The following is a 14,029-nucleotide window of genomic DNA, read 5'->3' on the forward strand; positions in this document are numbered from 1 at the left end:
CGGCAAGGCTACGACTTGCCTGACTGCGACATGGGCATACCCATGATTCCCACCGAATGTGTCTTTTCTTCTCCTGCGCGTCGCGCCTGCATCCATGCTTGTCGTCGGCAGACAACTCGGCTTCCGGCAGCTGATCCACACTCGCCGTATTCGTACCCCGGTGCCCTGCACAATGACAATGCCGAACTACGGACGACACCAACAATCCGACCGATGCCGCCGACGCGGCCAGCAATGAGGAAGCTTCCATGGACACTCTCTCCCCAGCCCCCCTGGACGACCCCCTGGATCCGGCGCGGCAAGCCACTGCCGCGATGCTTGCCGAACGCGCGCACAACTTCTCGCTACCCCAGCCCTTCTATAACGATGCCCGGTTGTTCGCCCTGGATATGCAGGAGATCTTCGGCAAGGAGTGGCTGTTCGCCGGCATGACCTGCGAGATCCCCGCCAAGGGCAACTACATGACCCTGCAGGTCGGCGACAACCCGGTGATCCTGGTGCGCGGCGACGGCGGTACGATCCATGCCTTCCACAACGTCTGCCGCCACCGCGGCTCGCGGCTGTGCGTCAGCGACAAGGGCAAGGTCGCAAAGCTGGTCTGCCCCTACCACCAGTGGACCTACGAACTCGACGGCCGCCTGTTGTTCGCCGGTAGCGACATGGGCACGGATTTCGATCTTTCCGCCTACGGCCTCAAGCCGGTCCACGTATGCACCGGTGGCGGTTTCATCTTCATCAGCCTGGCCGAACAGCCGCCGGCCATCGACGACTTCCTGGTCACCCTGGAGCACTATCTCGAGCCCTACGAGATGCCCAACCTCAAGGTCGCCGTGGAGTCGAACATCGTCGAGCAGGCCAACTGGAAGTTGGTGATCGAAAACAATCGCGAGTGTTACCACTGCAACGGCGCCCACCCGGAGCTGCTGAACTCGCTGCAGGAGTTCGACGATACCGACGATCCCCGCGCCACGCCCGCCTACAAGGAGCTTGTGGCGAAGAAGCAGTCCGACTGGGACGGTCAGCAGGTAGCCTGGCAGCTCAAGCGCTTCGGCAAGCGCAACCGGCTGACCCGCACGCCACTGCTGAATGGCGTGGTCTCCATGACCATGGACGGCAAGCCGGCCTGCCGCAAGCTGATGGGCCGCCTGACCAGTCCCGACATGGGCTCGCTGCGCATCCTGCACTTGCCCAACTCCTGGAACCACTTCATGGGCGACCACGCCATCGTGTTCCGCGTGCTGCCGCTGGGGCCACAGGAAACCCTGGTGACCACCAAGTGGCTGGTGCACAAGGATGCCGTGGAAGGCGTCGACTACAATCCCGATGAGATGCGCCGGGTATGGGACGCCACCAACGCCCAGGACAAGCGCCTGGCCGAGGAGAACCAGCGCGGCATCAACTCCCAGGCCTACCAGCCGGGCCCCTACTCGGAAACCTACGAGTTCGGTGTGATCGACTTCATCGACTGGTACAGCGAGCGCATGCAGGAGAATCTGGGCCACAGCGCCCCCCACCTGCAGCTGGTGCGCGGCTAGATTCGCAACTTGCCCCTTCTGGCATCATGAAATCGCCCCCGGCCTAGGCCGGGGGCGATTCGTTCATGCTCACTTTCGGAAGGGGTAATTCGAGCTTCGTGTCTAGTCGAGGGCAGGCCGCAAGTGGCGCTCCAGCGCCTCGCGCACTTCCGGCTGCATGACGCCGGCCTGGGTTTGCAGCTCGGCAACCAGGGCCGACAGACCGGGCAACGCACTGCGTGCGTGCTGCTGCGCGACCAGCCGGGCGCTCTCGTCGGGATCGGCATCGGCAGGCAGGTCGATGCCCAGCGCCACCAGGCGATCACGGAAATCCTCCGCATCGATCAAGTCGGCGTACATCATCTCTTCCACCTCTCACTAGCGTTGGCTGTCGTCCCCTGACTACATTACCCGGCCAGCCCCGAATCAGCTAGACCCGCCCAGCCAGCGCTCAAGTGGCCACGCTGCCTTGGGGTCGATAGCCGAAATGGCTCGCCGCACCGCTTTCTGCGCACCGTCGGCGAGCTCGGGTTCTCCCTTATGCGGGCACGCTGTCGTGGGGGTCGATAACCCGAAATGGCTCGCCGCACCGCTTTCTGCGCACCGCCGGCGAACTCGGGTTCTCCCTTATGCGGGCACGCTGTCGTGGGGGTCGATGACGAATTTCTTCGCTGCACCGCCGTCGAAGTCGGCGTAGCCCTGCGGGGCCTGATCCAGAGTGATCATCTGCACGTTGACCGCATCGGCGATCTTGACCTTCTCGAACAGGATCGCCTGCATCAGCGGACGGTGATACTTCATCACCGGGCACTGGCCGGTATGGAAGGAGTGGGATTTGGCCCAACCCAGGCCAAAGCGCATGCTCAACGCGCCCTGCTTGGCGGCGTCGTCGGCGGCACCCGGATCTTCGGTCACGTAGAGGCCCGGAATGCCGATCTGGCCGCCGGCGCGGGTCATCTGCATCGCCGAGTTGAGTACGGTGGCGGGCGCTTCCTTGCCATGGTTGCAACCGCAGGCATGAGCCTCGAAACCGACGCAGTCGACGAAGGCATCGACTTCGCGCTCGCCGATAATCGCCTCGAGCCGGTCGGCCATGTCGCCGTCCTGGGTCAGGTCGATGGTTTCGCAGCCGAAGCTCCGCGCCTGGGCCAGACGCTCCTCGACCATGTCGCCGACGATCACGCAGGCCGCCCCCAGCAGTTGCGCCGAAACCGCCGCCGCCAGGCCCACCGGACCGGCCCCGGCGATGTAGACGGTGCTGCCCGGCCCGACGCCGGCCGTCACGCAGCCGTGGAAGCCGGTGGGGAAGATGTCCGAGAGCAGGGTCAGGTCGCGAATCTTGTCCATGGCCTGGTCGGCGTCCGGGAACTTCAGCAGGTTGAAGTCGGCGTAGGGCACCATGACGTATTCCGTCTGGCCGCCGACCCAGCCGCCCATGTCGACATAGCCATAGGCCGCACCGGGACGCGCCGGATTGACGTTGAGACAGATCCCCGTCCTGCCCTCCTTGCAGTTGCGGCAGCGGCCGCAAGCGATGTTGAACGGCACCGAGACCAGATCGCCCGGCTGGATGAATTCGACGTCGCGCCCGCACTCGATTACCAGGCCGGTGATCTCGTGGCCCAGCACCAGGCCGGACGGCGCGGTGGTGCGCCCGCGCACCATGTGCTGGTCGCTGCCACAGATGTTGGTAGTGACCACCTTCAGGATCACGCCGTGGTCGCATTTGCGATTGCCGAGAGCGAGTTCCGGGTAGGGAATGGATTCGACGTCGACCTTACCCGGGCCTTTGTAGACGACTCCGCGATTGGCTTGGCTCATGGGTGACTCCTTACGTTGTTATGCGGCTGACCGGACCTGGACCCGGTTCCGAGTGATGGCGAGACGCCACCGAGCCAGCCTACGCCACACCCGTAACGCCCCGTATGTGCAGAGACGACATTGCCATGCGTGATATCGCCATGCTCAGGGCCGCTCAAGGTAACCGCAGGTCGCTTTCACGACACCACCAACTTCCCAGGAAGCGAACAATGGCCGACCCGGGCGCACCGACGCGCCCGGCTCCCGCGCAACACCAAAAATAATCACGAGGAATCCCCATGAAGCATGACGATGCACCGATCCTCAAACCGGGGCAGGACAATGCCCAGGTGCTGGGGATGGATTTCCATCATCCCGTCTTTCCTCTCTCGGCCCTGGCCATCCTGGGCTTCATTCTCTACGCATTGGTCTATCCCGATGCCGCCAACAGCCACCTCACTGCGGCCCGCGGTTGGTCGATCGAGTACTTCGACTGGCTATTCATGATTGCCGGCAACCTCTTCGTGCTGCTGTGCCTGGCGCTGATCGCCATGCCGGTGGGGCGCATTCGCCTGGGCGGCAGCCAGGCCCGGCCGGAATACTCGACGCTCTCCTGGTTCGCCATGCTATTCGCTGCCGGCATGGGCATCGGCCTGATGTTCTGGAGCGTCGCCGAGCCGGTGGCCTACTACACCGACTGGTACGGCACTCCGCTGAATGCCGCAGCGCACACCCCGGCCGGGGCCAGCGCGGCGATCGGCGCCACCATGTTCCACTGGGGTCTGCACCCCTGGGCGATCTACGGCGTGGTAGGGCTGTCGCTGGCCTTCTTCGCCTACAACCGCGGCCTGCCGCTGACCCTGCGCTCGGCCTTCACGCCGATTCTCGGTGAGCGAGTGCGCGGCTGGTTCGGCCACATCATCGATATCGTCGCGGTGCTGGCCACCATCTTCGGCCTGGCCACTTCGCTGGGCTTCGGTGCCTCCCAGGCGGCCGGCGGTCTCAACTACCTGTTCGACGTGCCCAACAGCATCGGCACTCAGCTGGCCATTATCGTAGTAGTCACCGCCGTGGCCCTGTTCTCGGTGTGGCGCGGTATCGATGGCGGCGTGAAACTGTTCTCCAACATCAACATGGTGGTCGCCCTGGCGCTGCTCACCTTCGTGATCGTCACCGGCGGCGTGCTGCTGTTCGTCAACAACCTGTGGAGCACCACGCTGGCCTATGTCAGCCATATCGCGCCGCTGTCGAACTGGATCGGTCGCGACGACACCACCTGGTACCACGGCTGGACGGTGTTTTACTGGGCCTGGTGGATCTCCTGGTCGCCCTTCGTCGGCATGTTCATCGCGCGGGTCTCCCGGGGGCGCACGGTGCGCGAGTTCCTCACCGCCGTGCTGGTGGTGCCGACCTTGGTCACACTGGTATGGATGAGCGCCTTCGGTGGTACTGCGCTGGATCAGTCGGCCGCTGGCGTCGGCGCCCTGGCCGACGGCATCAGTGATGTCTCGCTGGCGATGTTCCAGATGCTCGAGCACTTGCCGCTGACCACCCTGACCTCCAGCCTGGCTATCCTGCTGGTGTTGATCTTCTTCGTCACCTCGTCGGATTCCGGCTCGCTGGTGATCGACAACATCACCGCCGGCGGCAAGACCGACGCACCCCGCGGCCAGCGTGTGTTCTGGGCCGTTCTGGAGGGCGTGATTGCGGGCATTCTGCTCTACGGCGGTGGCAGCACCGCGCTGGGCGCACTACAGGCCGGCGCCGTGGCCACCGGACTGCCCTTTACCCTGGTGCTGCTGGGCATGGCCTTCTGCCTGGTGAAGGGATTGATGGAAGAGCAGCATGGGCTGGCGGCCAAGCCGGCCTGATACGCAAGCCCCTTTGTACTAACACAACAACCCCGGCCTCGGCCGGGGTTGTTGTGTTGTTTGCTTCTCTTCTCGCCACGCCACCTCAGATCGGGCTCGACCTCGAGGGAACGAACGGGCATGGTAGTGGTTTCCATTCTGGTCCCTCGTCGAGGTGGCAAGTGTCCCCCTCCCTGTCGTGTGGTCACGACGCGACGAGAGCCCATGGTTACCCAAGTCGAAGGAGGAACACTGATGTCGACCCGGTTCATCCGATGCCTGGGCCTGGCCGGCCTGTTGTCGCTGCTGACCCTGGCCCCCCCTGCCTTCGCCCAGCAAGCCTCGCCGGGGGCCGACGCCGCCGATGTCACCACCGAGCAAATCCGTGATTGGGAGGTCATCTGCCCAAGCGAGGGCGGGGGCAACTGCACGATGGGCCAAGTGGTCAACGACTCGGACAGCGACCAGCCGCTGATGCAAGTGGTGATGGCATATCCGCCGCAACTCGACGGTCCGGCGATGTCTTTCCTGCTGCCGCTGGGGGTACATCTCGCCTCGGGCCTGCAGCTCCAGGTAGGTGACGGAGAGCCGGTCCAGTTCCCCTACCAGACCTGCGTGCAACAGGGCTGCCGTGCCGACCTTCCCGTTCAACCGTCCCTGCTGCAGGCATTACGCAGCGGCAGTACGGCCACCCTGAGCCTGTTCGGCCCACGCGGCAACCGCATCGATCTGGATATCTCCCTGATGGGCTTCACCGACGCCAGCACCCGCATCTCGCCCTGAAGGCGGGGCCTCTCATACAAGAGCCCCGGCATTGCGCCGGGGCTCGTTGGGTCGCGGGTAACGCTTGCCGTTACCTCAGCACACCCTCCTCCTTCAATAGCTTGAAGATCGCCTCGGCGCCCTGCTCCGGTGTCATGTCGGTGAGCACCTGGCCGCTGCCGCCTTCGGCCTTGGCCGCGGCAGCCTTGAAACGCTCCCGCGCCGATGTCGCCTTGATGAGCTTGAGCCGCTTGGGGCGCTTGCGGGCCGGGGCCACGCTCCATTCCGATTGGGCCTCGTCCCACACCACGGCGGCGGTTTCGACCTCGACTTCACCGCGCCGGGCCGGGCCGAAGGCGCTCTGGCGGGCCGTCGCGGCGGCGGCGTCGACGGTGACGATCGCCGGCAGCCGTACCTGGAGCCGACGGCGCTGGCCGCGCGGCAAGGCCTGAAGCAGCGTAGCCACGCCATTCTCGACCTTTTCCACGGCGGCCAGACCGCTGACCAGCGGCCAACCCAGACGTTCGGATAGCAGGTAGGGCAACAACCCGGAGCCTTCCCCCTCTTCGGCACGCTCACCGGCGATCACCAACTGCGGCCTTGCTTCATCAAGCATATCGGCCAGGGCGGGAACCACATCGGCGCCAGGCGGCTGCTCGACCAGGGTCAACTGCGGCAGGCCCATGCCCAGGTAACCGCGCAGGGCGCTCTCGCTCTGCTCGTCGAGCGTCCCTGCATGCAGCAGTCTGATATGCGCCTTGTCGAGCGACATCGCCAGCTCCACGCCGCGAGCGTCCTGGTCGGCGCGACGGGAGCGACCGGTCAACGGATGCCGGCCGACGGAGACCAGCACCGCCACCTCGAGCCGCCCCGGGGTTTGGGCGTAAGGGACTTGAGCTTCAGGCTGCATTGCGCTTCTCCTCTCGTAGCCGCGCCACCATCTCGACCAGTGCCGTGAGTATGCTCGCCGAGTCGCCGATCACCGCCAGGTCGGCGCGCTTGATCATGTCGCACCCAGGGTCGACATTGATGGCGACCACTTTCTCGCAGCTCTGGATGCCCTGCAGGTGCTGGATGGCACCGCTGATGCCCACCGCCACGTAAACCCGCGCAGTGACCCAGGTGCCGGTGGCGCCCACCTGGCGGTCGCGCGGCATGTAGCCGTCGTCCACCGCCACCCGCGAGGCGCCTTCGGTCGCTCCCAGCATCTTGGCGGCATGGTGGAAACCCTCCCACTCCTTGACGCCGTTGCCGGCGGAGAGAATGAACTCGGCTTCGGCCAACGCCACGCCGGCCGGGTCGACGGCCACCGAGCCCAGATCCTCGATACGCGCCAGCAGGGAAGGCAACGGCTGCGTCAAGGCGAGCGTCTGCGCCGCATGGCGGGTCTCGGAAACCGGCTCGGCGCACTCGGCCAGCGCCAGTACGATACGCGGCAGAGCACGCTGGATATCGGTGGTGCCGGCGGCACCCCGCCCGGTACAGCGCCAGCCCAGCGGCGTCGTGGCATCGGGCTCGATCTGCCAGACACCGGCAGCGGGCCGCTCCTGAAGACGTGCCGCCAAACGCCGTCCCAGGTCGGCGCCGCCCAGCTTGGAATCGGGCAGCAGCCAATGAGACGGGGCGAGCTCAGCCTCGACGACGGCAAGCGCTGCCAGGCGAGCTTCCGGTGCATGGCCATCGAACAGTCCGTCATCGAAATGCAGCAGGCGGTCGACACCGGCCTCGTTGAAAGCCTCTTCCTTATGCGTGCCGAAGACCACCGCCAGCACCGCCCCCGGCCGCTCGCCATCGGCATCGGCCAGCTGCCGGGCCAGGCCCAGCAGGTCACGGTCGTGGCTGGAGAGGCGCCCGCCGGACATGTCCGGTACCACCGCCACCAGGAAGGCCGGATCCTCGATTGTCACCTGGCGACGGCTGTCCTTCGCCTCCGCCGCACCGGCGGCAGCCTGGCCGCCCTGCTGGGCGCCGCTGCGGTCGATGCGCTTGACTCCGTTGGGCCCCATGAAGCCCACCGCGTGAGGATTTCTGCGTATCACGCCGTTGGGGCCCATCCACTCCGTCGCTGCGGACGCGTCCTCGCCGAGTTCCGCCAGCACGCTCAGGTGCTCGGGGTGCAGGCGGTTTCTGGCGATCCACTCGCGGCGCGGATCGCGGCGCAGGATGTCGCTCATGGTGTCACCTCCTCGACGGATGGCTGCAGGGCCTGGACACTACCCGAGGCAGCGGGACGCTCCATCAGGGCATCGGCCACCAGTTCGGCGATGTCACGCACCTCGGCCGGGCCGTCCACCACGCCTTCTAGCATGGCGGTACACTGCGGACAGCCGACCGCGACCAACTCGGCGCCGGTCTCCTTGACATCATTCATGCGCATGTCGGGTATCCGCTGCTTGCCGGGAATGTCGGTGATCGGTGCACCGCCACCACCGCCACAGCAGCGCGAGCGATAGCCCGAGCGCGCCATCTCGGCGACTTCGATACCCAGCGCCCTGAGCACGTTGCGCGGCGCCTCGTACTCACCGTTGTAGCGGCCGAGATAACAGGGGTCGTGATAGGTGACCTTGCCGCCCTTCCAGGGCGCGAAGTGCAAGCGTCCCGCCTCATACAGTTCGGCAATATAAGTGCTGTGGTGGCGCACCTCGTACACTCCGCCCAGCTCGCCGTACTCGTTGCCGAGGACATGGAAGCTGTGGGGGTCGCAGGTGACGATGTGCTGGAAGCGATACTGCGCCAGAGTGGCGATATTGCGTCGAGCGAGGGCCTGGAAGGTCGCCTCGTCGCCCAGGCGGCGCGCCACGTCGCCGCTGTCGCGCTCTTCGTTACCGAGCACGGCGAAGTCGACGTCGGCCGCACGCAGTACTTTAACCAGGGCCCTGAGCGTGCGCTGATTGCGCATATCGAAGACACCGTCGCCGAGCCACAGCAGTACGTCGACCTGTCCCACATCGCGCATCAGGGGCAAGTTCAGGTCCGCGGCCCAGTGCATGCGCGAGCCGGGATCAAAGCCGCCTGGATTGTCGGTGGCGATCAGATTGTCGAGCACCTCGGCGCCCTTGTTAGGGGTATTGCCATGTTCCAGCGTCAGGAAGCGTCGCATGTCGACGATGGCATCGACGTGCTCGATCATCATCGGGCACTCCTCGACGCAGGCGCGGCAGGTAGTGCAGGACCACAGCGTCTCGGCATCGACAAGCGCCGTTCCCTCGCGCGCCACGATCGGGCCGTGGGGACTCCCGGCATGCTCACCCACCGGCTTGTCGGGATAGGGCGAGCCGGCATAGTTGGCATCACTGCCGCCGGCCATGCCGACGACCATGTCCTGGATCAGCTTCTTGGGGTTGAGCGGCTGGCCCGCGGCGAAGGCCGGACAGGCCGCTTCGCAGCGACCGCACTGCACGCAGGCATCGAAGCCAAGCAGCTGGTTCCAGGTGAAGTCACTGGGCGTCTCGACGCCGAGCGGGGCTTTGGGGTTGTCCAGGTTCAACGCCTTGAGGCCGGTGGAGCGATTGCCCTCACCGAAGCGCTCGGGGCGGCGATGGAAAGCCAGGTGCAGGGCACCGGCGAAGGCGTGCTTCATCGGCCCGCCCCAGGTCATGCCGAAGAACATCTCGCCCAGGCCCCAGGCCAGCACCGCGGCCAGCACCAAGGCGAGAATCACGCTGCCCGTTCCCTGGGGAAGTACGCCTACCGTCGGCAGGGTAATCAGGAACACGCTCAACGAGAATGCCATCAGGCTCTTTGGCAGCCGCATCCACGGTCCCTTGGAGAGCCGTGCCGGCGGATTGCGCCGCCGCTTGGCAACGAACAGGCTGCCCACGAACATCAGCGCACTGGCGGCCAGCAGCAGCCCGCCGAGGACAGGGTTGGCGAGCCCCAGGCCATGCACCAGGATCATCAGCACGGCAGCCGCCACGAAACCACCGGCGGTAGCCACGTGAGTGTTGGACATCACCTTGTCGCGCGCCACCACGTGGTGCAGATCTACCAGATAACGGCGCGGCATGGCCGCCAGGCCTTGAAGAATCGGTACCGGCGACGGCCGCCCTTGGCGCCACAGGTGAACTCGGCGGACGGCGCCGATGACCGCCAGTGCCAGGGCGGAGAAGATCAGTATCGGCAGGAGGGTGTCGAGCATGGTGCTCACCTCGTCTCAGGAGCCGTTGGCGTTGTGGCTATCCCGGCAATAACAGAGGCCGGCACGTTGAAAGCGTCATGAGCGACGGCCAGGCTAGGCGAAGTTCGGCGAGTCAGCGGAGTGGACTGCTTGCTCCATGAGCATGACGAGACGAACTTCAACAACGCCTGGCCGAGCGCCATAGCTTTCAGAGGTCTTTGCATAGCCGCAGGGCGTCATAAATCGCGGCGTGCGTGTTGCGCGGCGCGGTGCAGTCGCCCAGGCGGAACAGCAGATAACCGTCGCCCTCCTCGGAGAGGCAGGGCTGTGCCTTGGCGGCATAGAGCGCCTCGAGATCCACCTGGCCGCGGTTGCGCGAACGCTCCTTTAGCGCAAGGTAGAGCGCCTCATCGGGCCGCACGCCGTTCTCCACCACCACCTGGTCGACTACCCGCTCCTCCAGGGCGCCGGTGTACTCGTTTTCGAGCACCGCCACCAGGCCGCTGCCCTCGCGGTAGACCTTGTGTAGCATCAGGTCGGAGGTCATGATCACCTCCTTCTCGTAGAGGCTGCGGTAATAGGTGGGGAAGGTGGTGCCGCCCACCGCCGCGCCGGGCTTGATATCGTCAGTGACGATCTCGACCTTGGCGCCCTTGTCGGCCAGGTAGTCCGCCGCAGAAACGCCGGAGAACTCGCAGATGGCGTCGTAGATCAATACGTTCTTGCCCGGCGCCACCTTGCCCGAGAGGATGTCCCAGGTGCTGACCACCAGGCTCTCCTCGGGATTCTCAGAATAGCCCCACTCCGGGAACTGGCTGAGGAAAGGCTGGCCACCGGTGGCGAGAATCACGACATCGGGGCGCAAATCCTCGAGGGTCGCCTCGTCGGCACGGGTACCCAGTCGCAGGTCGACGCCGAGGCGCGCCAGCTCCAGTTGATACCAGCGAGTAATACCGGCGATCTGGTCGCGCTGCGGGGCCTGTGCGGCGATGGTGATCTGTCCGCCCAAGGCCTCGGCGGCCTCGAACAGGGTTACGTCCTGGCCGCGCTCGGCGGCGACGCGGGCCGCCTCCATGCCGCCGGGACCACCACCGACCACCACGACCTTGCGTTTGGGACCGTCGCTCTTCTCGATGATATGCGGCAGGCCCATGTACTCCCGGGAGGTCGCGGCATTCTGGATGCACAGCACGTCGAGGCCCTGATACTGACGGTCGATGCAGTAGTTGGCGCCGACGCACTGCTTGATCTGGTCGATCTGGCCCATCTTGATCTTAGCGATCAGGTGCGGGTCGGCAATGTGCGCGCGGGTCATTCCCACCAGGTCGACGTAGCCGCCTTCGAGGATCCGCTGGGCCTGGTTGGGGTCCTTGATGTTCTGGGCGTGGATCACCGGCACGGTGACCACTTCCTTGATGCCCGCCGCCAGGTGCAGGAAGGGCTCCGGCGGGTAGGACATGTTGGGAATGACGTTGGCCAGGGTGTTGTGGGTGTCGCAGCCGGAACCGATCACGCCGAAGAAGTCGACCTGGCCGGTGGCGTCGTAGTAGGCGGCGACCTGCTTCATGTCGTCGTGAGTCAGGCCGTCGGGATGGAACTCGTCGCCGCAGATACGCATGCCGACGACGAAGTCATCGCCCACCTCGGCGCGCACCGCCTTGAGCACCTCCATGCCGAAGCGCATGCGGTTCTCGAAGCTGCCGCCCCACTGGTCGGTACGCTTGTTGACCCGCGGGCTCCAGAACTGGTCGATCAGGTGCTGGTGCACGGCGGAGAGTTCGACGCCATCCAGGCCACCCTCCTTCGCCCGCCGCGCAGCCTGGGCGAAGTCGCCGACGATGCGCCAGATCTCCTCCTCCTCGATGGTCTTGCAGGTGGAGCGGTGCACCGGCTCGCGGATACCCGAGGGCGACACCAGGGTCGGCCAGTCGAAGCCGTCCCAGCGCGAGCGCCGCCCCATGTGGGTGATCTGGATCATGATCTTGCCGCCATGCTTGTGCACGGCATCGGCCAGATTCTGGAAGTGCGGGATGATGCGGTCGGTGGAAAGGTTGACCGAGCTCCACCAGCCCTGGGGGCTGTCGATGGAGACCACCGAGGAGCCGCCGCAGATGGCGAGGCCGCAGCCGCCCTTGGCCTTCTCCTCGTAGTAACGCACATAGCGCTCGGTGGTCATGCCGCCGTCGGTGGCGTGCACCTCGGCATGAGCGGTGCTGACCACACGGTTGCGGATGGTCAGCTTGCCGATCTGGATCGGCTCGAAAATCGCGTCGAATGCCATGGAAACCTCCTCAACCCTGGGCGTCGGGCAACGGCTTGACGGTGAAGATGCCCACTTCGCAGCCGGGCTCGGCGGCGCTCTGGGTCTGCTCGGCGACGGTGCGCAGTCTGCTGCCGCGGGCAGCGAGGATCTGGTCCATGGCGCCGGCGAACCAGCCGGTGAACATGTACTCCTCCTTGTGCCCCGTCTTGCCCAGTTGGTAGACGAAGGCGCTGTGCTCCAGGCGTACCCGGGCGGTGCCGGCGTCGAGGTCGATGTCCTCGGTCACGAACCTGCCCCAGCCGCGCTGGGAGAGCCGCAGCATGTAGTGCTCGAACACTTCCACGCCGGCCAGGCCGTGCAGTTCGGCCTCCTTCTCGCACCAGTGCCAGGCGCTCTTGTAGCCGGCGCTGTAGAGAATTTCGGCGTACTTGTCCACACCCAGCGCCTCGGCGACGGCGGTGTGGTTGTTGATAAAGAAGTGGCGCGGCACGTAGAGCATCGGCAGGGCGTCGGTGGTCCACACGCCAGTTTCGCTATCCACTTCGATGGGAAGCTCGGGGGCCATCTTGGTCACGGTCGTATTCCTCGAAAATCGTTGTTCTTGGCAAATCGTCAGGGCTTTCCCAGGGCAGCCGATATCGTCAGTCGCCCCAAACGTCCTTCAAGACACGCACCCAGTTCTCGCCCATGATCTTGCGCACCTGGGGTTCACTGAACCCACGGCGCAGCAGGGCCTCGGTCAGGTTGGGGAACTCGCCGATGGTACGAATGCCCTCGGGATTGACGATCTTGCCGAAATTGGTCAGGCGGCGGGCGTAACCCTTGTCGTGGGTCAGCCACTCGAAGAAGTCCTTGCCATGGCCCTGGGTGAAATCGGTACCGATACCGATGGCGTCCTCGCCGACAATGTTCATCACGTACTCGATGGCCTCGACGTAATCGTCCACGGTGGCGTCGATGCCGGCGCGCAGGAAGGGGGTAAACATGGTCACGCCGACGAAGCCGCCGTGCTCGGCGATGAAGCGCAGCTCCTCGTCGGACTTGTTACGCGGATGCTCCTTGAGGCCGGAAGGCAGGCAGTGGGAGTAGCAGACCGGCTTGCCGGACTCGAGGATTACCTCTTCGGAAGTCTTGGCGCCGACGTGCGACAGGTCGCACATGATACCGACGCGGTTCATCTCGGCGACGATCTCGCGGCCGAAGCCCGAGAGCCCGCCGTCACGCTCGTAGCAGCCGGTGCCCACCAGGTTCTGGGTGTTGTAGCACATCTGCACGATGCCCACGCCGAGCTGCTTGAAGATCTCGACGTAGCCGATCTGGTCCTCGAAGGCGTGAGCGTTCTGGAAACCGTAGATGATACCGGTCTTGCCTTCCTCCTTGGCCCGGGTGATATCGGCGGTGGTACGCACCGGGCGCACCAGGTCGCTGCATTCGGCCATCAGCTGGTTGGACTTGACGATATTGTCGACGGTGGCCTGGAAACCCTCCCACACCGAGACGGTACAATTGGCCGCGGTGAGCCTACCGCGACGCATGTCCTCGAACAGCTCGCGGTTCCACTTGGCGATAATCAGGCCGTCGATGACGATGGCGTCGTCGTGCAGGTCTTGGGGAGTCATGGGGGAGTGCTCCGGATCGGGGTTGACTGATGGCAGCATAGCGCCGGCCAGGCCTAACCCGACTTCTGGAAGCGACGGCGGTAATCCCAAAAACGTCATTTCTG

At 65.3% G+C, this 14,029-nt stretch carries 11 protein-coding genes; 3 read left to right on the plus strand and 8 right to left on the minus strand.

What is annotated here, in order from left to right:
* The first annotated feature begins 248 nt into the window (after positions 1–248).
* Positions 249–1,535 carry a glycine betaine monooxygenase oxygenase subunit gene (gene gbca / locus HNO52_RS20240; protein WP_197566949.1) on the plus strand — a complete coding sequence of 429 codons (1,287 nt, stop codon included), beginning with the start codon at positions 249–251 and terminating at the stop codon, positions 1,533–1,535.
* A gap of 102 nt (positions 1,536–1,637) precedes the next feature.
* On the opposite strand, the gene HNO52_RS20245 is transcribed toward gbca, so the two are convergent.
* The gene (locus tag HNO52_RS20245) at positions 1,638–1,877 is read right to left on the minus strand and encodes a hypothetical protein (RefSeq protein ID WP_197566950.1); all 240 of its coding nucleotides are present in this window, start codon (positions 1,875–1,877) and stop codon (positions 1,638–1,640) included.
* 264 nt (positions 1,878–2,141) lie between these two features.
* Positions 2,142–3,335: a formaldehyde dehydrogenase, glutathione-independent gene (gene fdhA / locus HNO52_RS20250; RefSeq protein WP_197566951.1), complete on the minus strand. Its 1,194-nt coding sequence runs from the start codon at positions 3,333–3,335 to the stop codon at positions 2,142–2,144.
* A 278-nt stretch (positions 3,336–3,613) separates the two neighbouring features.
* Between fdhA and HNO52_RS20255 the strand changes: the two genes are divergently transcribed.
* Positions 3,614–5,185, plus strand: a complete 1,572-nt coding sequence (locus HNO52_RS20255; RefSeq protein ID WP_197566952.1) for a BCCT family transporter — start codon at positions 3,614–3,616, stop codon at positions 5,183–5,185.
* Positions 5,186–5,419: 234 nt separating this feature from the next.
* Positions 5,420–5,947: an invasion associated locus B family protein gene (locus HNO52_RS20260; protein WP_197566953.1), complete on the plus strand. Its 528-nt coding sequence runs from the start codon at positions 5,420–5,422 to the stop codon at positions 5,945–5,947.
* Between the two features lie 70 nt (positions 5,948–6,017).
* On the opposite strand, the gene etfB is transcribed toward HNO52_RS20260, so the two are convergent.
* The 6 genes from etfB to HNO52_RS20290 all read right to left on the minus strand — a co-directional run bounded on the left by etfB (position 6,018) and on the right by HNO52_RS20290 (position 13,925).
* On the minus strand, positions 6,018–6,836 hold the full coding sequence (etfB, locus tag HNO52_RS20265; protein WP_197566954.1) for an electron transfer flavoprotein subunit beta: 819 nt from the start codon (positions 6,834–6,836) through the stop codon (positions 6,018–6,020).
* A complete protein-coding gene (etfA, locus tag HNO52_RS20270; protein WP_197566955.1) occupies positions 6,826–8,100 on the minus strand; it encodes an electron transfer flavoprotein subunit alpha in 1,275 nt (424 codons plus the stop codon). Before etfA ends, etfB begins: the two co-directional genes overlap by 11 nt.
* Entirely contained in the window at positions 8,097–10,064 is a 1,968-nt protein-coding gene (locus tag HNO52_RS20275) for a (Fe-S)-binding protein (protein WP_197566956.1), read from the minus strand. The genes etfA and HNO52_RS20275 overlap by 4 nt, the downstream gene beginning before the upstream one ends.
* Positions 10,065–10,251: 187 nt before the next feature.
* Positions 10,252–12,324, minus strand: a complete 2,073-nt coding sequence (dgcA, locus tag HNO52_RS20280; protein ID WP_197566957.1) for a dimethylglycine demethylation protein DgcA — start codon at positions 12,322–12,324, stop codon at positions 10,252–10,254.
* A 10-nt stretch (positions 12,325–12,334) separates the two neighbouring features.
* A complete protein-coding gene (locus HNO52_RS20285) occupies positions 12,335–12,880 on the minus strand; it encodes a DUF5943 domain-containing protein (protein WP_197566958.1) in 546 nt (181 codons plus the stop codon).
* Positions 12,881–12,947: 67 nt separating this feature from the next.
* Positions 12,948–13,925, minus strand: a complete 978-nt coding sequence (locus HNO52_RS20290) for a dipeptidase (protein ID WP_197566959.1) — start codon at positions 13,923–13,925, stop codon at positions 12,948–12,950.
* Between the last annotated feature and the right edge of the window lie 104 nt (positions 13,926–14,029).

It is taken from the genome of Halomonas sp. MCCC 1A13316 (assembly GCF_014931605.1).
Lineage (GTDB): Bacteria > Pseudomonadota > Gammaproteobacteria > Pseudomonadales > Halomonadaceae > Halomonas.

Bases quoted from the DNA above. Each gene is read 5' to 3' on its own strand.
- gbca (WP_197566949.1), top strand. From the start codon at position 249: ATGGACACTCTCTCCCCAGCCCCCCTGGACGACCCCCTGGATCCGGCG.
- HNO52_RS20245 (WP_197566950.1), bottom strand. From the start codon at position 1,877: ATGATGTACGCCGACTTGATCGATGCGGAGGATTTCCGTGATCGCCTG.
- HNO52_RS20255 (WP_197566952.1), top strand. From the start codon at position 3,614: ATGAAGCATGACGATGCACCGATCCTCAAACCGGGGCAGGACAATGCC.
- etfA (WP_197566955.1), bottom strand. From the start codon at position 8,100: ATGAGCGACATCCTGCGCCGCGATCCGCGCCGCGAGTGGATCGCCAGA.
- dgcA (WP_197566957.1), bottom strand. From the start codon at position 12,324: ATGGCATTCGACGCGATTTTCGAGCCGATCCAGATCGGCAAGCTGACC.
- fdhA (WP_197566951.1), bottom strand. From the start codon at position 3,335: ATGAGCCAAGCCAATCGCGGAGTCGTCTACAAAGGCCCGGGTAAGGTC.
- etfB (WP_197566954.1), bottom strand. From the start codon at position 6,836: ATGCAGCCTGAAGCTCAAGTCCCTTACGCCCAAACCCCGGGGCGGCTC.
- HNO52_RS20290 (WP_197566959.1), bottom strand. From the start codon at position 13,925: ATGACTCCCCAAGACCTGCACGACGACGCCATCGTCATCGACGGCCTG.
- HNO52_RS20275 (WP_197566956.1), bottom strand. From the start codon at position 10,064: ATGCTCGACACCCTCCTGCCGATACTGATCTTCTCCGCCCTGGCACTG.
- HNO52_RS20260 (WP_197566953.1), top strand. From the start codon at position 5,420: ATGTCGACCCGGTTCATCCGATGCCTGGGCCTGGCCGGCCTGTTGTCG.